The organism is Dactylosporangium sucinum (genome assembly GCF_014647515.1).
Taxonomy (GTDB): Bacteria; Actinomycetota; Actinomycetes; order Mycobacteriales; family Micromonosporaceae; genus Dactylosporangium; species Dactylosporangium sucinum.
The window spans coordinates 41,387-63,310 of sequence record NZ_BMPI01000046.1 but is presented as its reverse complement, the minus strand read 5'-3'; the positions used below and the strand labels follow the sequence as shown (position 1 = coordinate 63,310).

25 protein-coding genes are annotated in these 21,924 nt (G+C 71.6%); 15 read left to right on the top strand and 10 right to left on the bottom strand.

All coding sequences use genetic code 11. The annotated features are described in order from the left end of the window. Positions 1 to 93 precede the first annotated feature (93 nt). Together IEZ31_RS37055 and IEZ31_RS37050 are read left to right on the top strand one after the other, a co-directional pair. On the top strand, positions 94 to 1,296 hold the full coding sequence (locus IEZ31_RS37055; protein ID WP_190254754.1) for a trans-sulfuration enzyme family protein: 1,203 nt from the start codon (positions 94 to 96) through the stop codon (positions 1,294 to 1,296). Then, positions 1,293 to 2,594, top strand: a complete 1,302-nt coding sequence (locus IEZ31_RS37050; protein ID WP_190254753.1) for an amidohydrolase family protein — start codon at positions 1,293 to 1,295, stop codon at positions 2,592 to 2,594. The genes IEZ31_RS37055 and IEZ31_RS37050 overlap by 4 nt, the downstream gene beginning before the upstream one ends. 51 nt (positions 2,595 to 2,645) lie before the next feature. Here the strand turns inward: IEZ31_RS37050 and IEZ31_RS37045 are convergent, their stop codons facing one another. Beyond that, a complete protein-coding gene (locus IEZ31_RS37045) occupies positions 2,646 to 4,418 on the bottom strand; it encodes an amino acid adenylation domain-containing protein (RefSeq protein WP_190254752.1) in 1,773 nt (590 codons plus the stop codon). A gap of 327 nt (positions 4,419 to 4,745) precedes the next feature. Here IEZ31_RS37045 and IEZ31_RS58325 point away from each other — a divergent pair, with 327 nt between their 5' ends. The 10 genes from IEZ31_RS58325 to IEZ31_RS36995 all read left to right on the top strand — a co-directional run bounded on the left by IEZ31_RS58325 (position 4,746) and on the right by IEZ31_RS36995 (position 10,463). Further along, a complete protein-coding gene (locus tag IEZ31_RS58325; protein ID WP_190254751.1) occupies positions 4,746 to 5,258 on the top strand; it encodes a methylated-DNA--[protein]-cysteine S-methyltransferase in 513 nt (170 codons plus the stop codon). Positions 5,259 to 5,304: 46 nt separating this feature from the next. Beyond that, entirely contained in the window at positions 5,305 to 5,796 is a 492-nt protein-coding gene (locus IEZ31_RS37035) for an RNA polymerase sigma factor (RefSeq protein ID WP_190254750.1), read from the top strand. Further along, positions 5,793 to 6,407 carry a methylated-DNA--[protein]-cysteine S-methyltransferase gene (locus IEZ31_RS37030; RefSeq protein ID WP_190254749.1) on the top strand — a complete coding sequence of 205 codons (615 nt, stop codon included), beginning with the start codon at positions 5,793 to 5,795 and terminating at the stop codon, positions 6,405 to 6,407. The genes IEZ31_RS37035 and IEZ31_RS37030 overlap by 4 nt, the downstream gene beginning before the upstream one ends. Next, positions 6,404 to 7,138 (top strand): 2OG-Fe(II) oxygenase, encoded by a 735-nt coding sequence (locus tag IEZ31_RS37025; protein ID WP_190254748.1) that lies wholly within the window; start codon positions 6,404 to 6,406, stop codon positions 7,136 to 7,138. The genes IEZ31_RS37030 and IEZ31_RS37025 overlap by 4 nt, the downstream gene beginning before the upstream one ends. Then, positions 7,135 to 7,425: an Ada metal-binding domain-containing protein gene (locus tag IEZ31_RS37020; RefSeq protein WP_190254747.1), complete on the top strand. Its 291-nt coding sequence runs from the start codon at positions 7,135 to 7,137 to the stop codon at positions 7,423 to 7,425. Before IEZ31_RS37025 ends, IEZ31_RS37020 begins: the two co-directional genes overlap by 4 nt. Then, a complete protein-coding gene (locus IEZ31_RS37015; protein WP_190254746.1) occupies positions 7,410 to 7,931 on the top strand; it encodes a type 1 periplasmic-binding domain-containing protein in 522 nt (173 codons plus the stop codon). Before IEZ31_RS37020 ends, IEZ31_RS37015 begins: the two co-directional genes overlap by 16 nt. Before the next feature lie 2 nt (positions 7,932 to 7,933). Continuing rightward, positions 7,934 to 8,602, top strand: a complete 669-nt coding sequence (locus IEZ31_RS37010) for an alpha-ketoglutarate-dependent dioxygenase AlkB family protein (RefSeq protein ID WP_190254745.1) — start codon at positions 7,934 to 7,936, stop codon at positions 8,600 to 8,602. An 18-nt stretch (positions 8,603 to 8,620) separates the two neighbouring features. Further along, on the top strand, positions 8,621 to 9,232 hold the full coding sequence (locus tag IEZ31_RS37005; RefSeq protein ID WP_190254744.1) for a DNA-3-methyladenine glycosylase I: 612 nt from the start codon (positions 8,621 to 8,623) through the stop codon (positions 9,230 to 9,232). 236 nt (positions 9,233 to 9,468) lie between these two features. Next, entirely contained in the window at positions 9,469 to 9,918 is a 450-nt protein-coding gene (locus IEZ31_RS37000) for an ester cyclase (RefSeq protein WP_190254743.1), read from the top strand. Positions 9,919 to 10,139: 221 nt separating this feature from the next. Then, complete coding sequence (locus IEZ31_RS36995; RefSeq protein ID WP_190254742.1) at positions 10,140 to 10,463, top strand: GYD domain-containing protein; 324 nt, start codon at positions 10,140 to 10,142, stop codon at positions 10,461 to 10,463. Positions 10,464 to 10,621: 158 nt separating this feature from the next. On the opposite strand, the gene IEZ31_RS36990 is transcribed toward IEZ31_RS36995, so the two are convergent. The 6 genes from IEZ31_RS36990 to IEZ31_RS36970 all read right to left on the bottom strand — a co-directional run bounded on the left by IEZ31_RS36990 (position 10,622) and on the right by IEZ31_RS36970 (position 16,804). Next, positions 10,622 to 10,792 carry a hypothetical protein gene (locus tag IEZ31_RS36990; protein WP_190254741.1) on the bottom strand — a complete coding sequence of 57 codons (171 nt, stop codon included), beginning with the start codon at positions 10,790 to 10,792 and terminating at the stop codon, positions 10,622 to 10,624. After that, complete coding sequence (locus tag IEZ31_RS58320; protein ID WP_268241720.1) at positions 10,771 to 10,899, bottom strand: hypothetical protein; 129 nt, start codon at positions 10,897 to 10,899, stop codon at positions 10,771 to 10,773. The genes IEZ31_RS36990 and IEZ31_RS58320 overlap by 22 nt, the downstream gene beginning before the upstream one ends. Before the next feature lie 14 nt (positions 10,900 to 10,913). After that, a complete protein-coding gene (locus IEZ31_RS36985) occupies positions 10,914 to 11,663 on the bottom strand; it encodes a helical backbone metal receptor (RefSeq protein ID WP_190254782.1) in 750 nt (249 codons plus the stop codon). A 26-nt stretch (positions 11,664 to 11,689) separates the two neighbouring features. Further along, positions 11,690 to 12,199: a MarR family transcriptional regulator gene (locus IEZ31_RS36980; RefSeq protein WP_229836207.1), complete on the bottom strand. Its 510-nt coding sequence runs from the start codon at positions 12,197 to 12,199 to the stop codon at positions 11,690 to 11,692. Positions 12,200 to 12,303: 104 nt separating this feature from the next. Next, the gene (gene icmF, locus IEZ31_RS36975) at positions 12,304 to 15,552 is read right to left on the bottom strand and encodes a fused isobutyryl-CoA mutase/GTPase IcmF (protein ID WP_190254739.1); all 3,249 of its coding nucleotides are present in this window, start codon (positions 15,550 to 15,552) and stop codon (positions 12,304 to 12,306) included. A gap of 169 nt (positions 15,553 to 15,721) precedes the next feature. After that, on the bottom strand, positions 15,722 to 16,804 hold the full coding sequence (locus IEZ31_RS36970; RefSeq protein ID WP_190254738.1) for a CaiB/BaiF CoA transferase family protein: 1,083 nt from the start codon (positions 16,802 to 16,804) through the stop codon (positions 15,722 to 15,724). A 47-nt stretch (positions 16,805 to 16,851) separates the two neighbouring features. Here IEZ31_RS36970 and IEZ31_RS36965 point away from each other — a divergent pair, with 47 nt between their 5' ends. Then, positions 16,852 to 17,646, top strand: coding sequence for an enoyl-CoA hydratase/isomerase family protein (locus tag IEZ31_RS36965; protein ID WP_190254737.1), 795 nt, complete (start codon positions 16,852 to 16,854; stop codon positions 17,644 to 17,646). Between the two features lie 15 nt (positions 17,647 to 17,661). Here the strand turns inward: IEZ31_RS36965 and IEZ31_RS36960 are convergent, their stop codons facing one another. Then, positions 17,662 to 18,681, bottom strand: coding sequence for a phosphotransferase family protein (locus tag IEZ31_RS36960; RefSeq protein ID WP_190254736.1), 1,020 nt, complete (start codon positions 18,679 to 18,681; stop codon positions 17,662 to 17,664). Between the two features lie 160 nt (positions 18,682 to 18,841). On the opposite strand from IEZ31_RS36960, the gene IEZ31_RS36955 reads away from it, so the two are divergent. Together IEZ31_RS36955 and IEZ31_RS36950 are read left to right on the top strand one after the other, a co-directional pair. Further along, entirely contained in the window at positions 18,842 to 19,651 is an 810-nt protein-coding gene (locus IEZ31_RS36955; RefSeq protein WP_190254735.1) for an enoyl-CoA hydratase-related protein, read from the top strand. Further along, positions 19,648 to 20,403 (top strand): SDR family NAD(P)-dependent oxidoreductase, encoded by a 756-nt coding sequence (locus tag IEZ31_RS36950; RefSeq protein WP_190254734.1) that lies wholly within the window; start codon positions 19,648 to 19,650, stop codon positions 20,401 to 20,403. Before IEZ31_RS36955 ends, IEZ31_RS36950 begins: the two co-directional genes overlap by 4 nt. A 23-nt stretch (positions 20,404 to 20,426) precedes the next feature. Here the strand turns inward: IEZ31_RS36950 and IEZ31_RS36945 are convergent, their stop codons facing one another. Together IEZ31_RS36945 and IEZ31_RS36940 are read right to left on the bottom strand one after the other, a co-directional pair. Then, complete coding sequence (locus IEZ31_RS36945; protein WP_190254733.1) at positions 20,427 to 21,179, bottom strand: crotonase/enoyl-CoA hydratase family protein; 753 nt, start codon at positions 21,177 to 21,179, stop codon at positions 20,427 to 20,429. Next, positions 21,176 to 21,924 (bottom strand): PucR family transcriptional regulator (locus IEZ31_RS36940; RefSeq protein WP_190254732.1); only part of this gene is annotated, 749 nt, incomplete at its 5' end. The genes IEZ31_RS36940 and IEZ31_RS36945, both read right to left, overlap by 4 nt.

Below are 21,924 nucleotides of genomic sequence, written 5' to 3'. Positions count from 1 at the left end.
ACTTGCTGCCAAAGTTGCCGGGATCCGTTTGCGCCGGCGTTCCGGCCGGTCATGCTCCATGGCGTCACATCCGACGGTCCACGGAGGGAATCCATGTCGGGCAGCAGCACGGTCGCCATTCACGCCGACCGCGGCGTCCAGCCCAGCCGCGCCGTTGCACCACCCATCTACCAGACGGCAACGTTCTGGGCCGACGACGCGGAGCAGTTCACCCAGGCCGCCGTGCACCGGCGGGGCCAGGGCTTCTACACCCGCTACGGCAACCCGAACCACGCGCAGGTCGCGGCCGTGGTCGCGGAACTGGAGCACACCGAGGCGGCAATGGTCACCGCCTCCGGGATGGCCGCCCTCACCACCGCCGTGCTGGCCCTGGTGTCCGCCGGCGACCACGTGATCGGGCAGCAGTCCACCTACGGCGGCACGGCGTCGGTGTTGCTGAACCTGCTGCCGCGGCTGGGCGTGTCGATCACCCAGGTCGACCAGACCGACCGTGCGGCGTTCGAGCGGGCGCTGACCCCGCAGACCCGACTGATCCTGGTCGAATCGCCGAGCAATCCGCTGCTGCAGCTCACCGACCTCCGCGCCGTCGCGGACCTGGCCCGCGCACACAACGTGCTGACCATGGCGGACAACACCTTCGCCACCCCGATCAACCAGCGACCGGCGGACTTCGGCATCGACCTGGTCTGGCACAGCGCGACCAAGTACCTCAACGGCCACTCCGACGTGTCCGCCGGAGTGCTGGCCGGGCCGGCGCAGCTGCTGGACCGGATCTGGGATGTCGCCGTGCTCACCGGTGCCGTGCTCGGCCCGATCGATGCGTGGTTGCTGCTGCGCGGCCTACGCACCCTGCCGCTGCGGATGCCGCGGCACAACGCCAACGGCCAGGCCCTGGCCGAGGCATTGCACGACCACCCAGCCGTGACCCGGGTGCACTACCCCGGCCTGGCGTCCCACCCGCAGCACGCGTTGGCGGCCGGCCAGATGAGCGGTTTCGGCGGGGTACTCGCGATCGAGCTCGCCGGCGGCTTCGAGGCGGCCGACGCCTTCCTCGGCCGGCTGCGCTATGCCCGCCGGTCGGCCAGCCTCGGCGGCGTTGAATCGCTCGCCGTACATCCGGCCTCGATGTGGCGCGGCATGCTCAGCGAGCAACAGCTTTCCGACTCGGGGGTTCCGCCGGGCCTGGTCCGGCTGGCCGCCGGCACGGAGGACACGGCCGACCTGGTGGACGACGTGCTCGCCGCGGCCGACGCGGTGGCCGCAGTCCCGACGACGGCGCAGGAGCTCGCCCGATGAGAACCCTGCTCACCGGCGGCACCGTGGTCAGCATGGACCCGGCTGTCGGCGATCTCGACCGCGGCGACGTCCTCATCGAAGACGGCGTGATCGTCGAAATTGCCGAGCGGATCGACGTCCCCGGCGCCGAGGTGATCGACGCGACCGACCGGATCGTCCTGCCCGGCTTCGTCGACACCCACCGGCACACCTGGCAGACAGCGTTCCGAGGCGTCGGCGCGGACTGGACGTTCGCCGAGTACCTGGCGGCGGTGCACGGCACGTTGAAGCCCCACTACCGGCCCGAAGACGTCTACCTGGGCAACCTGCTCGGCCGGCTGGAGGCCCTGCACTCCGGCGTCACGACGATGCTGGACTGGTTCCACTGCGGACAAAGCCCCGCACACGCCGACGCCGCCGTCGCGGCGCTGCGGGACGCGCCAGGGCGGTCGATCTTCTGCTACGGCGCCGGGTTCCGTACCACCGACCCGATCGACGCCGAGATCCGCCGCGTCCGCTCGACACTTTCCGCAGACGGCCTGCTCACCATGGCGCTCGGGCTACGCGGGCCGGAAATGACCACGATGGACACCGTCGGCGACGACCTGAGCCTGGCCGCCGAACTCGGGCTACGGACCAGCGTGCACATCGAATCCGGCAGCGCCGGCGGCCGCCCGATCGCCGAACTCCTCGACAACGGCCTGCTGTTCGACACCACCACCTTCGTGCACGCCAACGGGATCAGCGACGAGCAGCTGCGGATGCTCGCCGATGCCGGCAGTTCGGTGTCGATCAGCCCGGACGTGGAGCTGAAAATGGGCATCGGCTGGCCGGAGACCGGCCGGATGCTCGCCGCCGGCCTGCGTCCGACGCTGTCCACCGACGACTGCCCGTCGGCCGGTGGCGACATGTTCGCCACCATGCGCACCGCCTACGTGGTGCAGCGTGGCATCGACGGCGGCCTGCGCTCCCGCGACGTGCTGGAGTTCGCCACCATCGACGGCGCGCGGGCGTGCGGGCTCGCCGCCCGAACGGGCAGCATCACACCCGGCAAGGACGCCGACCTGATCCTGCTGCGCGCCGACGACCTGACCGTGTTCCCGGCGAACAATCCGGCCGGCACGATCGTTGCCGCGGGCCATCCCGGCCTGGTCGACACGGTGCTCGTCGCCGGCTGCGTCGTCAAACGCGACGGCGTGCTGGTGAACGTGGACCTGCCGGCGCTGAAGGCCCGACTGATCGAATCGCGCGACCGGATCGCGGCGGCTGCCGGCGTTCCGCTCGACGGCACGTGGCGTCCCCGGCCAGCATCGGAGTAGCTCATCCTGCGCGGCCCCAGGGCCGCCAACGGCCGGCCCGGATCGACCTCGCTACGGTGGACTCGATGCGACCCGGGCCGGCGTCCGGGTGTGCAAACGGTGCGCACGCCAGACGCCATCGGCGAACCCCAGCGCCGCACCGACGTTGACGACGCCGAGACTGCGGGCGGCAGCGCGCGTGGCCCCACCTCCCAGCGCGGCGAGCGCGCCGAGGCCGGTGGCCGCCCGCGTCAACACCATGCAGTCCCGGTTCACGGAGCGAGCCGCCGCCACCGCCTCCACGAGCAGCACGGCCCCGCCCAGGTCGGATCCGATCAGCACGTGCGCGCCCCACGGCGGCGGTGTGCCGTCGACGTGTACACCGAGCCCGCAGTCCGCCGCGGCCAACGCCCGCCGGTCCCCCGACAGCAGCATGACCACCCCGCCCGCGGCCTGGACGTCGCGTACCACGCCGACCGGACTCCGGCCGCGCTCCACCAGGACGTCGGCGTACTGCGCTCGCGGCCGCTGGTCGTCCGTGGCGAGCACGATCCGAAGCCCGGCGCGGCGGGCCGCGCCGACGACCGTGTCAAGCCCCGGTGCGGTATCCGCCTCGACCGCCAGCACCGCCTCCAACCGGCGCCGGCGGGCCAGACCCAACACCACTTCGGCGCCGGCGTCAGCCAGCCCTCTCCGCTGCCGGACGCCGGTGCGTCCACGCACCTCCAGCTTGTCGACCGGGGCCAGCGTCCACTCGCCGGCCGCCCGTACGTCCCACGGGTTCTCGACCGCGAACAGCGCGGAACCGTGCTCGACCACCTCACCGAAGTCGGCACCGGCGAGCGGAACCAGGTCGGTCAGCGCCCAGCGACCCGAGCGCAACGCTGCGCCGTCCAGCACCAGCGTGTCCAGCCGGTCCAGGCGGCGCAGCACCGCCCGATCCAGCACCAGCGCACCGCTGCGGGCCAGCACCAGCCCCAGATGCGACGCGAACGCGGCACGACCCGCCTCGGCCGCCTTGGGCAGCGCCGCAAGCCCCACCGCCCCCGCACGCCGCAGCCCGACCAGCGGCGCAGCCCCCGCCGCTACGGCCGCCCCGCCGGCCAGCACCCGCCGCTGGTGGCGCTCCACCGGACCGTCCGGCAGCGGGCGCGGGCGCTCGACCACCGCCGGGTCGGCCCCGGCATCCTCCGGACCGCGGATGAGCCGCGGCTCCGCCGCACGCCACGCCTGCTGATCCGCGTGGGCCTCCCGCCACCGGACGATGCGCTCGGCGACGTCCACCACCACGCCCGACCCACCTGCCGCGAGGGCCTGCGCCAACCCGGCAGCCATGGAAACCAACGACTCCGCCCGCTCCTGCCCATGCAGCCGTCTGGCGGCCAACTCCCGTAGCCGGGGATGCAGCTCAACGGCGGACACGAGGCCCGCCAACTCAGCGGGCAGCGGCGCCCACGGGGCCACCCGGGCAAGGCCGGCCAGTACCAACGCGACCGCATCGACCGCCAGGTTCGCCAACACACCGGTACGCTGCAGGCCCTCGGCAGGGTGGTGCAGTTCCTCCTCGGCGATCTCCTCGCCCACGTCCGTCGGTGCGGACTCGGCGCGCGCCACCAGCGCCACCAACTCCCGGCGCGGCGGCGGCGGATCGGTCACCTCGACCACCACCCGGCAGCCCGGTGCGTTCACCCTCGCCCACACCACACCCGGATGCCGCTCCAACACCCGCTCCACCCGGCGAGCCACCCGCGCACCGTCCACCCCGTGCACGCCATGCGTCTCGATGTGCAGCCGGCCGGGACGCGCCCACACATCACGGCCCCCACCGGTCAGCCGGCCCGCCACCCCGACGGCCAAGCCGACCGCGCCGGAGACCGGAGCGGGCACCCGCAGGCCCAGCAGCACCATGGCCCTCCCGTACCCGTCGTCCCGCGTCGGGTGCCGTCACTCCCCACATTGGCGCGCACCATGCCGCCATACCGCCGGGAGTGCTGACCACACCCGAACGATCACCCGGAGCCATTGCGGAATCGGACAGTGAGTTATAAATCGCCCGAGCACGGCCCTATCGCCCAGTAAGGGCCATCGAGCGTCGGGTGGATTCGTCGAAACTGCCGTCTCACGTTCGGCTCCGATCTGACGTCTACAGCGCGGAGAGAGAAAGGAACCGTGATGAGCACGCGACACATACTGGTGGAGACGTCCCTCGGACCGGTCACGATCGTCGCGAGCGGTGACGCGATCATCGGCCTCTACTTCCGCCATCACATCCGCCGGCCCGCGCGGGAGTCGTTCGGGCAGGAAGTGACGACGGCCGAGGATGCGCTGCTGGCCGAGGCGGCCGTGCAGCTGATCGAGTACCTGGCCGGCGGCCGGCGTGCGTTCGACCTCCCGTTCGACGCCTCGGGTGATGCGTTCCAGCACTCCGTGTGGAGCATCGTCGCCGAAATCCCGTTCGGCGAGACCACCACCTACGGGCAGATCGCCGAACGGCTCGGCGACAGGTCCCTGGCCTACCGCGTCGGCCAGGCGGTCGGCGCGAACCCGCTGTGCATCTTCGTGCCGTGTCACCGCGTCGTCGGCGCGAACGGGAACCTCACTGGCTACGCCGGCGGGCTGCGGCGGAAGCAGGCGCTGCTGGAGCTTGAGGAACCCGCTCAGGTACGCGCCGGAAGACTGTTCTAGCGAATCTCACGAAAGACTCGACTTCCCCGACTTCAATGGGATGGACATGAAACAGCCGTTCGAATCCGTGGTCGCGCAGCACAGCGTCACCGTGCTGCGCGTCTGCCGAGCGCTCCTCGGAGTGCAAGATGCGGACGACGCCTGGTCGGAGACCTTCCTTGCCGCGCTGCGCGCCTACCCGGACCTTCCGGAGACTGCGAACGTCGAGGCCTGGCTCGTGACCATCGCCCGCCGCAAGGCGATCGATGTCCAGCGGGCCGCGAAGCGGGACCCGCTGCCGGTGGAGACATTGCCGGAAGCACCGACCTCAATCGGAATCCCGGGCACCGACGACACGGATGTCTGGGAGTTCGTCGGCCGTCTCCCCGGCAAGCAACGGCAGGCGGTCACCTTTCGGTACCTCGCCGGCATGTCACACGCGGAGATCGCGGCGATCCTCGGCGGAACGGTCGACGCGGCACGGAGAGCCGCCGCCGACGGACTCAAAACCCTCAGGAAGCACTATCCGGGCGCAGACACGAAAGGAGCAGTCCAATGAGCGACATCCGCAACGATGACGCCCTCACCGCCCTATCGGCGCCCATCGACCCCGAGACCCTGGCAAGGCTGCACGCCCGACTCGAGAACGAGGCGCAGGCCGAAGGTCTCGTCGACATCGCTTACACGACCGTCGACAGCCCGGTCGGGAAGTTGCTGCTCGCAGCGACCCCGAAGGGCCTGATCCGCGTCGCCTACGCCCGCGAGGACCACGACCGCGTGCTGGAGAACCTGGCCGAGAAGGTCAGCCTCCGCATTCTGCGCGCACCGAAGCGACTCGACGACGCGGCGCGCGAGCTCGACGAGTACTTCGACCGCCGCCGGAAGGTTTTCGACCTGGCGCTCGATCTGTCCCTCTCGCGCGGCTTCCGGCAGCTCGTCCAGCGGCACCTCCCGCACATCGGCTACGGCCAGACCCGCAGCTACCGGGAGGTCGCCGAGCTCGTCGGCAACCCCAAGGCCGTGCGCGCCGTCGGCACCGCGTGCGCGACCAACCCGCTGCCCGTCGTCGTTCCCTGCCACCGTGTGCTGCGCGCCGACGGCTCGCTCGGCGGCTACGTCGGCGGGCCCGATGCCAAGACCGCCCTGCTTGAACTCGAGGTCGCAGCATGACCACCAAGACGAAGCCCCCCGCGAACCCCTGGCGGAAACGCGTCGAGTCCGCGGACTGGGCCGCCGTCGCAGCCGAGATCGACGAATACGGCGGCGCCCTGCTCCCGCAGCTCCTCGACCCCGAGGAGACGAAGGGGATCCGCGAACTGTACGACAGCGATGAGCTGTTCCGCAGCACGATCAACATGGGCCGGCATCGCTTCGGCGAAGGGCAGTACCGGTACTTCGCGGCACCGTACCCCGAGCCGATCGAGGCACTGAAGCAGGCTCTCTACCCGAGGTTGCTGCCGATCGCCCGTGACTGGTGGACCAAGCTCGGCCGGCCCACCCCTTGGCCGGACGCGCTCGATGAGTGGCTGCAGATGTGCCACGATGCCGGGCAGACCAAGTCGTCGGCGATTCTGCTCCGCTACGGCGAGCAGGACTGGAACGCGCTGCACCGCGACCTCTACGGTGACCTCGTCTTCCCCCTCCAGGTCGTGATCAATCTCAACGAGCCCGGAGTCGATCACACCGGCGGCGAGTTCCTGCTGCTGGAGCAGCGGCCGCGCGCGCAGTCCCGCGGCACGGCCACACTCCTGCCGCACGGTCACGGGTATGTCTTCACCACTCGCGACCGCCCCGTCCGCTCCGCCCGCGGCTGGTCGGCGGCACCGGTGCGGCACGGGGTCTCCGCGATCCGCTCCGGCGAGCGGCACACGCTCGCCCTCGTCTTCCACGACGCGGCATGAGCACTACGAAGACCTACACGCTCATCGGCGCGGACGGGCGCTCCCACTCGTCTCCCGCCAAGGGCGAGTGGGGCGGCCACCGCGGCAGCAAGGTCTACGGCCGGCTCGACTGCCCCGCCGCGCTCCGAGCGCTCGCGCGAGACGGCTACGCGAAGCACCGCGTCTTCTTCGCGGACGAGGCGACCGCGATCTCCGCCGGCTACCGGCCGTGCGGGACATGCTGCAAAGACCGCTACCAAGCGTGGAAGGTCGCACGGGAGAGAGGCGAACCGTGGACGCCCTGGTGAGCCCGCTCCTTCGCGGCTCGCAGGGAAGCCGGCCCCGACTTGCTCCGGCGGCGACGGCGGCGGAGGTCGCGGCGATCACGGCACTCGCCTGGACCCGCGACGCGACACGGTTAGCCATCGGGTCGGGCCGGGCGGCCGACGACGTCACGACGGTCCACGCCATCGCGACTCGGTGGGAAGCGCTCGGCGGCGAGATCGTCACGACCCTGACCTGGCCGGAGACCGCTGCGTCGTGGTTGCGGCAGGCCACCCGGTTCACCGCTGCTGATCCAGATTTGTGGATCATGACAGGTTCCCCGGTCGGATGGGCGCAGATGGCCCGCAGGCTCCTCTGGTCGACCACGTGGCGGCCGGAACGAACCATCCTGGCGGCGGCGCTGTCCGAGCGGGCGACGCTGGATCTGGTCGGCCTCGTCAACCTCGATGGAATCACCGGCGTCACCGAATCAGGCGACGCCTGGCGGATCGAGAACGGGGTCGTCACAGCACACCAGGTGGGGGGTTGACGATGACGCTCTTCACTCCGGACCTCGGCCCGGGGGAACGCAGCGAACCCGGTCCCGGTGCGATCCTGATCCCGAGTTGGCTCAACTTGGAGCAGCAGGAGTGGGTCGTGGGCCAGTTTCGCTGCTGGACGCAAGGGCCCGTTCCCATTCGGGCCGCAAAGGTCCGCGGCCACGAGATGTCCGTGCGCACCGTGTGCCTGGGCTGGCACTGGCAGCCGTATAAGTACACACGAGAAGCGACCGACGTCAACGGCGCCCGGGTCCTTCCGTTTCCGGACTGGATGGTGCGGCTCGGCCGGCGTGCGCTTCGCGACGCCGGCTACCCCGAAGACCAGGTGAACGCCTACACGCCGGACACGGCGCTCGTGAACTACTACGACGCTTCCGCACGTCTGGGCATGCACCAGGACAAGGACGAGCGCTCCCTCGCCCCGGTCGTGTCGCTGTCGGTCGGCGACGACTGTACGTTCCGCTTCGGCAACACGGAGCACCGCGGGAAGCCCTACACCGACCTCCGCCTCCGCTCCGGGGACCTCTTCATCTTCGGCGGAGCATCCCGGCTCGCCTACCACGGCGTCACGCGCGTGCATCCCTGCACCGCCGCTGACGGATGCGGCCTGGACACCGGCCGGATCAACATCACCATGCGCACCACCGGACTCACCGACTGACGGAGAAGCAACACAGCAATGAGCGAGGCACTCGAAGACCCCGGCGTCGTGATCGGCGAAGACGGCCTGGCCCGGCCCGCGTGGGCGTCGGTCGATCCGATGCTGCGCGACTACTACGACACCGAGTGGGGCATGCCGGTCACCGACGAACGCGGCGTCTACGAGCGGGTCACGCTCGAAGGGTTCCAAGCGGGCCTGTCCTGGGCCACGATCCTCCGCAAACGCCCCGCATTCCGCGCCGCGTTCGACGATTTCGATCCCGATGCGGTCGCCGCCTATACCGAGCGCGATGTCGAACGCCTCCTCGCAGACACCGGGATCGTCCGAAACCGGCAGAAGATCGAGGCCGCGATCCGAAACGCCCAGGCGACGCAGAGGCTCCGCGACGACATCGGACTTTCCGCGCTCATCTGGTCGTCCAAGCCGGCAACGACCCCCCGGCCGCGAACCTTCGCCGACATCCCCACCACCTCGCCCGAATCCGTCGCCCTCTCGAAAGAGCTACGCAAGCGCGGATTCGCGTTCGTCGGCCCGACGACGATGTTCGCGCTCATGGAGGCGATCGGCATCGTCGACACGCACCTGATCGGCTCGCACCGACGCGGCACCTCCGGCGTCTGGCCCGAATGAGCACGTGGCTGGGCGCCCTACTGACTGAAACCGCTGGCCTCTGATCTCACGAACCCGGCCGTCGGCGCGTCTGCTGGATGTCGGGGCACTGCTTCGATGGCACCCGCGGTCGTATCGCGCCCGGCGGCCGCGGGTGTCCAGGTGCCGGTCTCACGAAACACCCGCCGGACACGTCTTCTCAGTATCGCCGGCCAGCAACCGGCCGGCGATCACCCACAAGAGAAAAGGACGACATCATGTCGCTGGAAGAGAACAAGGCCATCGTCGGACGGTGGTTCACCGAGTTCTGGGCCAACCCCTGGAACCCTGCCGTCATCGACGAGCTCGCGCACCCCGACATCCGCTTCGAGTACTCGCTGCACAAGCCCATGCGCGGTCGCGACGAAGTGCGGGCGTTCGCCACCAACTTCCGCACCGCGTTCCCGGACCTCAACTTCTGGGGGACCGCCGACCTGATCGCCGAGGGCGACTACGTGGTCGGCCAGTGGGAAGGCGGCGGCACCCACACCGGGCCGATCGCCTTCGACGACGTGCCCATCGGCTCGGTGCCCGCGGCGTCCGGCAAGACGCTCCGCTTCACCGGCACGACCGTCCTCAAGGTCGTCGACGGACTCATCGTCGAAGAGGTCGGGCTCGACGACGGCGTGAAGGTCCTCCAGCAGCTCGGCATCATCCCCACCGAGTAGGTCGACGAGTACGCCGTCCGTTGAAGGCAGGGAGGGGTCGAGCGACGTGCGCGGCCCCTCCCTGCGCAGTTCCCGGCCTGCTGAATTTTCGGTGCTCTCATGGATTGCACTCGGAATGTTTGTGTCGCCGACACGGGGAAATTCTCGGGTCGTGGCGCCGCCGCAGTAAGGCGCAAGCGTGCGGTGGCCGCAGGCGGGACCCCTGGAAGAAGGTGACATGCGTGGCGAAGTACCTGTTTCGAAGCACCTACACGACCGAGGGCGTTCGTGGCCTCCTCGACGAAGGCGGCGGCGGCCGCGTTGCGCAGACTGAGAACCTGATCGCCCGCCTCGGGGGCCGGCTGGAGTCGTTCCACTTTGCCTTCGGTGGTGCGGACGTCTTCCTCATCGCGGAGCTGCCCGACAACGCGACGGCCGCCGCCGTCGGCCTTGCCGCCACCGCCTCCGGCGCGGTCAGGACGGAAACGGTTGTACTGCTGACGCCGGAAGAGATTGATCGAGCCGCCCAGCGAGAGGTCGGTTACCGGCCACCCGGTGCCCGGTGAGGCGATCTCAGCAAGCCGGCCCACAGAACCGGGATGACGGACCATGACCGTCCACATTGGACGTCGATGGACGGACGCCACCGCCGCTGCCGTCCGCCCGACCGGCAGGTCGCCGGCGCGGACGGCAGGAATGGACGGTGCGCGGCTGGGCCGCCGAGTCAGTCCGCCGCCAACTCGCCGTACCTGACACCCAGGTCCACGGCTGCTCCGCCACCGTGCTTGCGGGCGTTGGTGAGTGCCTCCTGCACGATCCGGTAGGCGGCGAGGTCGGCAGCGCCGGTGAGCGGTCGCGGCGTGCCGGCGCGGGTCAGGCGGACTTCAAGCGCCACCAGGCCGTCTCGCGTCGTCGGCCGACCACGGTGACCGCACGTACCGCGGTCGCCGCAATCGAGCCCGGCGTACCGCCGATGCAGTACCCGGCGAGCCCGAGCAGCATCGCCCGCGACACCTTCAGCGCAACTGATCGAGCAGCTCCGCGCGGGCCGAGGCCAGCGACGGGCCGTACCAGGTGAGCTGACGCCCCGACACGAGCACCGTCCTGATGCCGGGGAACGCCTCCGGCCCGTCGTCATCGGTGAAGGGGTAGGGCTCGTCGGGCAGCAGCACGAGGCCCGGGTCGGCCGACCGCAGTTCGGCGAGATTCACGCGGGGATAACGCTCGGGGGAGGTACGGAAGGCGTTGACCAGGCCGAGCCGGACCAGGACATCACCGGCGAACGTGCGGGAGCCCACCACCATCCACGGATCGCGCCAGATGGGGACGACGACCCGCGACGCCGGCTGCGGCGCCGGGCGGCTCCACTCGTCGGCCGCGGTGCGCAGCCAGCCCGGTTCACCGACGGCGAGCACGTCGACGAACAGCCGCCGCAGCGATCGCAGCGCGTCGTCGAGGGATTCGATCACGGTGACCCATACCGGCACACCGGCAGCCCGCAGCCGGTCCACGTCGATCCGGCGGTTCTCCTCCTGGTTGGCTACCACGAGGTCCGGCCGCAGCGCCTCAACCGCGGACCGATCCGGGTTCTTCGTGCCGCGCACCCGTGGCAGATCCAGCCCCGGCGGGTGCGTGCACCAGTCGGTGACCGCGACCAGCCGGTCCGGGACCGTCACGGCCAGCGCCTCGCTGAGTGAGGGGACCAGGGAGACGATGCGTCGGGGCGGGCCGTCCAGGGTCAGGTGGTGGCCGAGATCGTCGGCCAGGTGGCGGCGCCCGGCTCCGGGGCGGGTCACGTCTCGAAGTCTCCCGCCACTTGCCGGAGCTCCCGAAGGGTGTCGACGAGAGCGTGCATTCCGGGCGAGGTCAGCTCGGGCCGGCTGAAGACCTGCTCGTTGAGGAGCTCCGTGGCCCGTGCCGCCACGGATCGGCCCGCGCCGGTAATGGTCACCAGCACGCCACGGCCGTCGTTCGGGTCCGGACGACGGACCACCAGTCCCGCGGCCTCCAGGCGCGAGGCTGCGTTGGTGACGCTGGTCGGGTGCACCTGCAGCCGGGCGCCCGCCTTGGCCATCGGCAGGCAGCCTTCCCTGGTGAACGACAGGAGCATCAGCAGTTCGTACCGGGCGAAACTCAGCTGTAACGGGCGCAGGACGTCGTCCACCCACGCTTGGACGATCGCCTGGGCCCGCATGAGCGAGGTGACGGCGGCCATGCCGTCGGTGGCGGCCTCCCAGCCGTGCTCACGCCACAGCCGGGCAGCTTCCCCGATCGGGTCGAACGGGAGCCGTGCGGTCGTCACCGGGTTCCTCCTCGGCTGGTCGGATACCCCGGAGGTTACAACGTGCGCGAGGACGGGACGGTCCTGTGCCGCCGCAGGAGGCGCCCCGGCGCTCAACACCGCGGTCATACGTTGCGCCGGTACTGGCCACCCACCTCGAAGAAGGCGTCGGAGATCTGGCCGAGCGAGCAGTGCCGCACTGCCTCCATCAGCTCGGCGAACACGTTGCCGCCGTTCATCGCGACCTGCTGGAGCCGGGCGCGCGCGGCGGGCGCCTCCCCGGCGTGCCGGGCGTGGAAGTCGGCGAGCCGGGTCAGCTGGGACTGCTTCTCGTCCTCGGTCGCCCGGGCCAGCTCGACGGTCTGCGGCGGGGTCTCGTCGCGGTGCGGGTCGAGGAAGGTGTTGACGCCGACGAGCGGCAGGCTGCCGTCGTGCTTGCGGTGCTCGTACAGCATCGACTCGTCCTGGATGCGGCCGCGCTGGTAGCCGGTCTCCATGGCGCCGAGGACCCCGCCGCGCTCGGCGATGCGGTCGAACTCGGCCAGCACCGCTTCTTCGACCAGGTCGGTCAGCTCGTCGATGACGAACGAGCCCTGCAGCGGGTTCTCGTTGCCGGCCAGGCCCCATTCCCTGTCGATGATCATCTGGATGGCCAGGGCCCGGCGGACTGAGCGTTCGCTGGGGGTGGTGACGGCCTCGTCGTAGGCGTTGGTGTGCAGGCTGTTGGCGTTGTCGTAGATGGCGCACAGCGCCTGCAGGGTGGTGCGGATGTCGTTGAAGTCCATCTCCTGCGCGTGCAGCGACCGGCCGGAGGTCTGCACGTGGTACTTCAACTTCTGCGACCGCTCCCCCGCGCCGTACTTCTCCCGCATCGCGATGGCCCAGATCCGCCGGGCGACCCGCCCGATCACCGTGTACTCGGCGTCCATACCGTTGGAGAAGAAGAACGACAGGTTCGGCGCGAAGTCGTCGATCGCCATCCCGCGGGCCAGGTACGACTCGACGTAGGTGAAGCCGTTGGCGAGCGTGAACGCCAGCTGGCTGATCGGGTTGGCCCCGGCCTCGGCGATGTGGTAGCCGGAAATGGACACCGAGTAGAAGTTGCGCACCCGGTGGTCGATGAACCACTGCTGGATGTCGCCCATGCAGCGCAGCGCGAACTCGGTGGAGAAGATGCAGGTGTTCTGGCCCTGGTCCTCCTTGAGGATGTCGGCCTGCACCGTACCGCGGACGCTGGCCAGCACCCAGGCGCGGATCTCCTCGGCCTGCGCCGCGTCAGGTTCGCGACCCTGCTCCGCACGGAAGGCGTCGATGCGCTGGTCGATGGCGGTGTTGAGGAACATGGCCAGGATCGCCGGGGCCGGGCCGTTGATCGTCATCGACACCGAGGTGGTCGGAGCACACAGATCGAAGCCGGAGTAGAGCACCTTCATGTCGTCGAGCGTGGCGATCGAGACACCTGAGGTGCCGACCTTGCCGTAGATGTCCGGGCGCGGGTCCGGATCGCGCCCGTAGAGGGTGACCGAGTCGAACGCCGTCGACAGCCGGGTGGCCTCGCCGCCCCGGCTCACCAGTTTGAACCGGCGGTTGGTCCGGAAGGCGTCGCCCTCGCCCGCGAACATCCGCGCCGGGGCTTCGCCCTCCCGCTTGAACGGGAACACCCCGGCGGTGAACGGGAAGAACCCGGGCAGGTTCTCGCGGCGCAGGAACATGAGCAGCTCGGCCTCGTCGCGGGTGCGCGGCAGCGCCACCCGGCGGACCCGCGAGCCGGACAGGGTCTCCCGGGTCAACGGCGTGCGGATCTCCCGGTCACGGACCCGGTAGACGTACTCGTCGCCGGAGTACTGCGCGACCCGCGCCGGCCACGTCGCGAGCAGCTCACGCACCTCCGGCAGCAGCTCGCGGTCGGTGACGGCCGCCAGCTCGCGCACCGCTCCCGCGGCTGGGTCGTCGCCGAGCAGCTCGACCGTCACGCGCAGCGACTGGCGCCGGCGCGCCACCTCGGCCTGCGCGTCGGTCGCACGGTGGTATCCGCGGACCGCGTCGGAGATCTCGGCCAGATAGCGGGAGCGGGCGGACGGAACGACACTGGTCAGCCCGGAGGAGGCGCGGACGTCGACGGCAGGCTGCGTCCCGGCACCTGCCGGCAGCCCTTTGGCCACCAGCAGGTCCCGCAGGTGCTGGAAGAGCGCGGTGACGCCGTCGTCGTTGAATCGGGCGGCGCTGGTGCCGAACACCGGCATCTCCTGCCATGCGACGCCGAACGCCTGCCGGTTGCGCACCAACTGTCTCGCCACGTCGCGGCGGGCGTCCTCAGCACCGCGCCGCTCGTACTTGTTGATCGCCACGACGTCGGCGAAGTCGAGCATGTCGATCTTCTCCAGCTGCGACGCGGCACCGAACTCCGGCGTCATCACGTAGAGCGCCACATCGGAGAACGGCACGATCCCCGCGTCGCCCTGGCCGATGCCCGGCGTCTCCACGATCACCAGGTCGAACCCGGCCGCCTTGACCGCGACCAGGATGTCGTCGAGGCGCTCGGGCAGCTGCGCGCCGGCGGTGCGGGTGGCCAGCGACCGGAAGAACGTGCGGCTGCCCAGTCCTGTCTCCAGCGCGTTCATCCGAATCCGGTCGCCCAGCAGCGCACCGCCGCCGCGCCGCCGGGTCGGGTCGATCGCCAGGACGGCGACCCGCAGCTTGTCCTCCTGGTCCAGCCGCAGCCGGCGCAGCAACTCGTCGGTCAGCGACGACTTGCCCGATCCGCCCGTGCCGGTGATGCCCAGGACCGGCACGGTGCGCCCGGCCGCCGCGGCCCGCAACGGGGCGGCCAGCTCCGGCGACTGCCCCGTCTCGAGCACCGTGATCGCCCGGGCCAGCGCGGCCGGATCGCCGGCCAGCAGCGCCTTGAGGTCCGGACCCGTGCCGGTGAGGTCGACGTCGCAGGCCCGGATCAGCTGGTTGATCATGCCGGGCAGACCGAGCCGCTGGCCGTCCTCCGGGGAGAAGATCGTGACGCCACGCTCACGCAGCAACGCGATCTCCTCCGGCACGATCACGCCGCCCCCACCGCCGAAGACCCGCACGTGGCCGGCGCCGGACTCGGCCAGCCGCTCCACCAGGTAGGTGAAGTACTCCACGTGCCCGCCCTGGTAGGAGGAGATCGCCACTCCCTGCACGTCCTCCTCCAGCGCGGCCCGCACCACGGTGTCGACACTGCGGTCGTGCCCGAGGTGGATCACCTCCGCACCCTGCGCCTGCAGCAGCCGCCGCATCACGTTGATCGCCGCGTCGTGCCCGTCGAACAGGCTCGCCGCGGTCACGAACCGGACCGGGTGGGCGGGAACGTGCAACTCGGACGGTGCGCTGGGAGCCATGCCCACTCCTGATTCACGGGCCGGATACTTGGACGTCCATGTACCTTACGATGGAATACTAGGATGTCCAAGCATCACGGTCGAACGGCCACCGTGAACGAGATCTCCCCGTCGGGCAGGCCTGGCGCGGATGCGGCTGCCCGCCGGCAATGACCTGGTCTCCTGCGCGTCACGGCCCGGCCCGCCACGCCGCCAGCGCGGTGTCCAGATCGGTGTGGACCGCGCCGGCGGACGCGACGCCGGCATCTGATCGCCCGAAGCGCGGCGCGTGTCCGGCGACAACGTGGCCCTGCGCGAGCCGCAACGCACCGCGCGCGGCCACGTGCGGCTCGTGCACGGCCTCGTCGAACGTCAGCACCGGCGTCACGCACGCATCCGTGCCCGCGAAGCTTTCGGCCCACTCGTCGCGGGTGCGCCTGCGGAAGACGCTCGCGAACCGCTCGGCCAGGACGGGCCACCCGGCCCGGTCGTACTGCTCCGGCAGTGCCGACCCGACCAGTCCGAGCCCGTGCAGCAGCAGCGCGTAGAACTTCGGCTCCAGCGCGCCGACGGCCACGAAACGGCCGTCGGCGCACGCATAGGTCCGGTAGAACGGCGCGCCGCCGTCGAGCAGGTTGGCGGCACGGCCCGGGAGCCACGCACCCTGCGCCCGCATCTCGAGGATGTGCTGGGCGAGCACGCTCGCGCCGTCGACCATGGCGGCGTCGACGACCTGCCCCAGGCCGGAGCGACCGCGCTCGACGAGCGCCACGAGGATACCGGCCACGAGGAAGAGCGAGCCGCCGCCGAAGTCGCCCACGAGGTTCAGCGGCGGCACCGGCGCGTCGGGCCGGCCGATCGCGTCGAGTACGCCGGTGACCGAGATGTAGTTCAGATCGTGGCCCGCAGTGCCGGCGCGCGGCCCCTCCTGTCCCCATCCGGTCATCCGCCCGTACACCAGACGCGCATTGCGGCGCAGGCACTCCTCCGGCCCGATCCCGAGCCGCTCGGCCACGCCGGGCCGAAAACCCTCGATCAGCACGTCGGCGCACGCCGCGAGGTCCAGCACGCGGTCGAGATCGCGCTTGAGGTCGGCCTCGACGATGGTCCGGTTGCGCAGGACGTGGCTCGGGAGCTGCTCGGCCGGCGCGCCCGGCCGCTCGACCCGCAGCACCGCCGCGCCCATGTCGCCCAGCAGCATCGCCGCGTGCGGGGCCGGACCGATACCTGCCAGCTCCAGCACACGCAGTCCGGCCAGCGCTCCGTTGGTCACGACTGCTACATTAGTTATCGCTCGCTAAGTTGGGAAGGAGAACGCCGGTGCAGCCTGAGGTTCTGGTCGAAGCCGGTGATGACGGCATCACGACCGTCACCCTCAACCGCCCGCAGTCGCTGAACACGCTGAACGAGCCGCTCGTCGCCGGGCTCACCGCGGCGCTCGACGACATCCGCCGCGACCGGCGCTGCCGGGTCGTCATCCTGACCGGCAGCGGCCGGGCCTTCTGCGCCGGGCTCGACCTCAACGGCTACGGTGCGGACATCGACGGGCAGATGCTGCGGGTGTTCGAACGCCAGCGGGAGATCGCCGAGCTCGCCCACCGGCTGCACGAGCTGCCGCAGCCGGTGATCGCCGCGGTCAACGGCGCGGCGGCCGGCGGCGGCCTCGCCCTGGTCTGCGCCAGCGACGTGCGGATCGCCGCGGACGGGGCGGTGTTCGCGGTGTCGTTCATCCGCGCCGGCTACTCGGCCTGCGACATCGGCGTCTCCTGGCTGCTGCCCCGGTTGATGGGCGCCGGCCGCGCGCACGAGCTCATGCTCACCGGGCGCCGGTTCGACGCGCCCGAGGCCCTGTCGGGCGGGCTGCTGGCCCGGGTCGTCGCCCCGCAGCGGCTGCTCGAGGCGGCCCGGCAGACCGCGACGGAGATCATGCGTAACCCGCCGGCCTCGGTCGAGCTGACCAAGGTGGGCATGTGGATCGCCGTGGAGACACCGGGCTTCCGCGCCGCGGTCGAGTTCGAGAACCGGCAGCAGATGGTCGCCGCGATGACCGAGGATCAGGCGGAAGCGGCGCGGGCCTTCCTGGAGAAGCGCGCCCCGCTGTACCACCGGCGCTAGGCTGCGCCGGCAGGCTCAGCCCAGTCGGGCGAAAGCGTCGCGCGCCGCCTCCGCGAAGCGCACCACGCGCTCGCCCTCGGCCGCGGGGTCGACGCCGTCGTCGCCCATGACGCCCGCGCTGTAGCGCACGAAGATGCCCTCGAAGATGCAGGCGAGCCGCCACAGCGCGAACGCCTGGTACCACGGCAGGTCGGAGACGTCCCGACCGGTGCCGGCCTGATATGCCGCCACCAGCTCCTCGCGCAACGCGAATCCCGGATGGGCCGTCGGCGACTCCAACAACTCCGCCTCGCCCGGCTGCCGCCAGGTGGCGACCAGCCAGCCGAGGTCGGCCAGGGTGTCGCCGAGGGTGGCCAGCTCCCAGTCGAGGACCGCGTTGATCCGGCCTTCCGGACTGAGCAGCACGTTGCCCGGGCGGAAGTCGCCGTGGACCAGGCCGGTGAACCGCTGCGGCGGGATGGTCCGCTCAAGCTGGTCGTGCAGCTCCTCGACGAGCGGGAGCCGGCGGCGGGTCGTCAGACGGAACTGCCGCAGCCAGCGGCGCAGCTGACGCGCGCCGTAGTTGTCGCGCCGGCCGAGGTCACCCAGGCCCACGGCATCGACCTCGACTCGGTGGACGGCGGCCAGCACACGGACCAGGTCGGTCGAGGCTTCCCGGCGCGCGTGCACCGGATAGCCGGCGCCGTCCTCGTCGCCGGCGAGGACCGTGCCCGGCACCATGCTCATCACGTAGAACGGCGCGCCCAGCACCGTCTCGTCGGTGCACAGGCCGTGCGCGACGGGCACCGGGACGTCCGTCGTCGCGAGGCCGGTGATGATGCGGTACTCCCGGCCGACGTCGTGGGCGCTCTGCAGCACCCCGCCGGTCGGCGGGCGGCGCAGTACGTAGCGGTCGCCGGTGCCGTCCGCGACGCGGTACGTGAGGTTGGACCGGCCGCCGGCGATGAGGGTCAGCCGTGGCGGGCCGTCCAGTGCGACGCCGTTGCCGGCGCACCAAGCGGCCAGGCCGGCCGTCGCGCTCGTGTCGAACTCCATCGGCTCCATCCTCGATGCCGGGTCGCCCAGGGCGGTCGCCGTCGAGTAGAGCAGCCGTGGCCGCCGACGGCCATGATCGCGGTGATCATGGTTGGAGGTTTCTCCAGGCCCGCCGCCGGGCCGCACCCGCGCCGGCGCCACGCGCGCCTATGGTGCGGACATGACGGTCTGGATCGACGAGGAGTACGTGCCCTCCCTCGCAGTGGCGCGGGCCGGTGGCGCCGTGCGGATCGAGTTGCGCCGGCCCGGCTCGCTCAACGCGTTCGACACGCCGACCGCGAAGGCCTTCCGGGACCTGCTGCAGCGACTCGGCGACGACACCTCGGTGCGCAGCGTGCTGATCACCGGTGCCGGCCGTGCGTTCAGTGCCGGTGCCGACGTCAGGACGCAGTTCGGCGACGAGGCGGCCCGCGACGTCGTCGAGACGGAGCTGCGGGAGATCACCACGCCGACGATCCTGGCGTTGCGCCGGATGGCCAAGCCGGTGATCGCCGCGGTCAACGGGGCGGCCGCCGGGCTCGGCTGCTCACTGGCGCTGGCCTGCGATCTCGTGCTGGCCGCCGAGTCCGCGTACTTCCTCCTGGCCTTCGCCAACATCGGGCTGACGCCCGACGGCGGCGCGAGCCTCCTCGTGCCGGCGCGGGTCGGCCTCGGCCGGGCTTTCGTCCTCGCGCTGCTGGCCGAGCGCCTGCCCGCGCGCGAGGCGCTCGGCTGGGGGCTGGCCGACCGGGTGATCCCGGACGCCGACCTGCGCGCCACCGCGGAGGAACTGGCGCTGCGGCTGGCCACCGGTCCGACCCGCGCGTTCGCGGCGACCAAGGAAGCGATCAACCGCAGCACGCTGGGCGGTCTCGCCGCTGCGCTGGAGACGGAGGCGACCCTGCAGGGCGGCCTGGTGCGCAGCGCCGACTTCCTCGAAGGTACCGCCGCCTTCACCGCGAAACGGTCACCGAAGTTCGCGGGCCGATGAGCGCCGGACCGGGCCGTCGGGCCCTCGTCACGGGCGCCAGCCGCGGCATCGGCCAGGCCGTCGCGGTGGCCCTCGCCGCGGCGGGTCACACCGTCGCCGGCTCCGCCCGCACGGTCGCCGCGACCGCTGAGGACGGCGTGATCGGCGTCCCGTGCGACATGGACGACCTGTCCGCGGTCGCGGCGCTGCCCGCGCGGGCGGCCGAGGCCCTGGGCGGGCCGGTGGAGATCCTCGTGCACTGTGCAGGGATCACGCGTCCGGCGCGGGTGACCGACATCGCGCTGGACGACTGGGACGCCGTGATGCGGGTGAACGTGACCTCGGCGCTGCGGCTCGCGCAGGGCTGCGTGCCCGCCATGGTCGACGCCGGGTGGGGGCGCGTCGTCACGATCGGGTCGCTGTACTCCCGGATGGGCGGCCGCTTCGCCGGCGCCTACGCCGCCAGCAAGCACGCGCTGCTCGGCCTGACCCGGGTGCTCGCCCTGGAACTGGCCACCAAGGGCGTCACCGCCAACGTGGTCGTGCCCGGCTGGACCGACACGGAGATGGTCCGCGCCGAGGCACGCAGCGTGGCCAGGGCCAACGGCTACGGCGAGGACGAGGCACTGCGGCGCTTCCTGCGCGGGCAGCCGCTGGGCAGGATGGTGACGCCGGCGGAGGTCGCCGCACTGGTCACGTTCCTGTGCGGCGACCCGGCGGCGTCGATCACCGGCCAGGCGATCAACGTCGACGGCGGCAGCCTGCAGTCCTGAGCGGGGAGGCCGGGTGCGGGGCGCTACCGCCCCGTCCACTGCGCAGTCCGCTTCTCGGCGAAGGCCAGCGCGCCCTCCCGGCCGTCGGCGGAGTCCAGCACCGCACGCAGCAGCGGCGTCTGGTGCTCGAAGAACTCCTGCTCGGTGCGGCCCTGCATCTCGCGGATCAGATGCTTGGACCAGCGCACGCCCAGCGGCGCGTTCGCCGCGATCCGCTCGGCCAGCGAGGTCGCCTCGGCCAGCGCGCCGCCCGGCTCCGTCAGCCGCGCCAGGAGGCCGTGCTCCCAGACGCGCTCGGCCGGAATCAGGTCGCCGGTGAGCGCCAACTCCATCGCCATCGCGTACGGCAGCCGGCGGGGCAGCCGCAGCAGCCCTCCGCCGCCGGCGAACAGCCCGACCTTCACCTCGGGGATGCCGAGCTTCGCGCCGCGCGCGGCGACCAGCAGGTCGCAGGTAAGGGCGATCTCCAGGCCGCCGGCCACCGCGAATCCCTCGATGGCGGCGATCAGCGGCTTCTGCGTGCCCAGCTGGAAGAACTCCTCGATGCCGCGCGGGTCGCCCGCACGGGTGAACGCCTTGAGGTCCATGCCCGCGCAGAAACCGCGGCCGGCCCCGCTCACCACGCCGACGGTCAGGTCGTCGCGGGAGTCCAGCAGCCGCCCGGCGGCGAGCAGCCCTTCGCCGAGGGCGCTGTCGATGGCGTTCATGGCCTCGGGCCGGTTGAGCGTGATGAACAGGATCCGGCCGCGGATCTCGGTGAGCACGGCGGTCGTCATGCGGCGCTCCCCGGATGCGGTGCGGGCTCGTCGAACATCGGCTCGTGCTCCTTCGTCTCGGGCTGGTCGGTGCCGGCGTTTGGGGATCCCGACAATCCGGCGGGTCCGCCGAACAGGCGCAGCACCTGGATCGCCAGGCAGGCGCCGAACAGCGAGTCCACGCGCTCCGGATCGATCGCGGACAGCTCGCGGATGCGGTTGAGCCGGTACCGGACCGTGTTCTCGTGGACGTCGAGCGCCACGGCGGTGGAGCGGATGCGGGCGTGGCAGTCGATGTACGCCGCGATCGTCTCGACGAGACTGCCACCGGTCGCCGCGTCGTGCGCCACGAGCGGGGCCAGCAGGTCGTTTGCCTGCCGGTGTGCCCCGGCCAGGCCGTCGCGCTGGTTGACCAGCCGGACGAGCTCGAAGTCGCGGGCGAAGGCCAGCCGGCGGCCTGCACCGGCGTGCCCGAGCAGGGCCGCGACCTCGCGCGCCCGTTCCGCCCGCGCCGGCAGGTCGGCCAGCGCCCGGCACGGTTCGGAGGCGACCGCGTGGACGACCCCGTACCCCCGCACGAGTTCGTCGAACGCCGTGGCGAGCCGCGCCCGGAAGTCCGCCTCCCACGCCTCGCCGGCGGCCGGGACCTCGATGAGCAACAGGTCCTCGCCCGCCGTGCCGGTGTGCGCGACGCAGCGGGTGCCGGCGGCAAGGTGGCGGCCCACGGCCGCGGCAGCGGCGTCGTGCCGCCGGCTCCCGGTGGCGT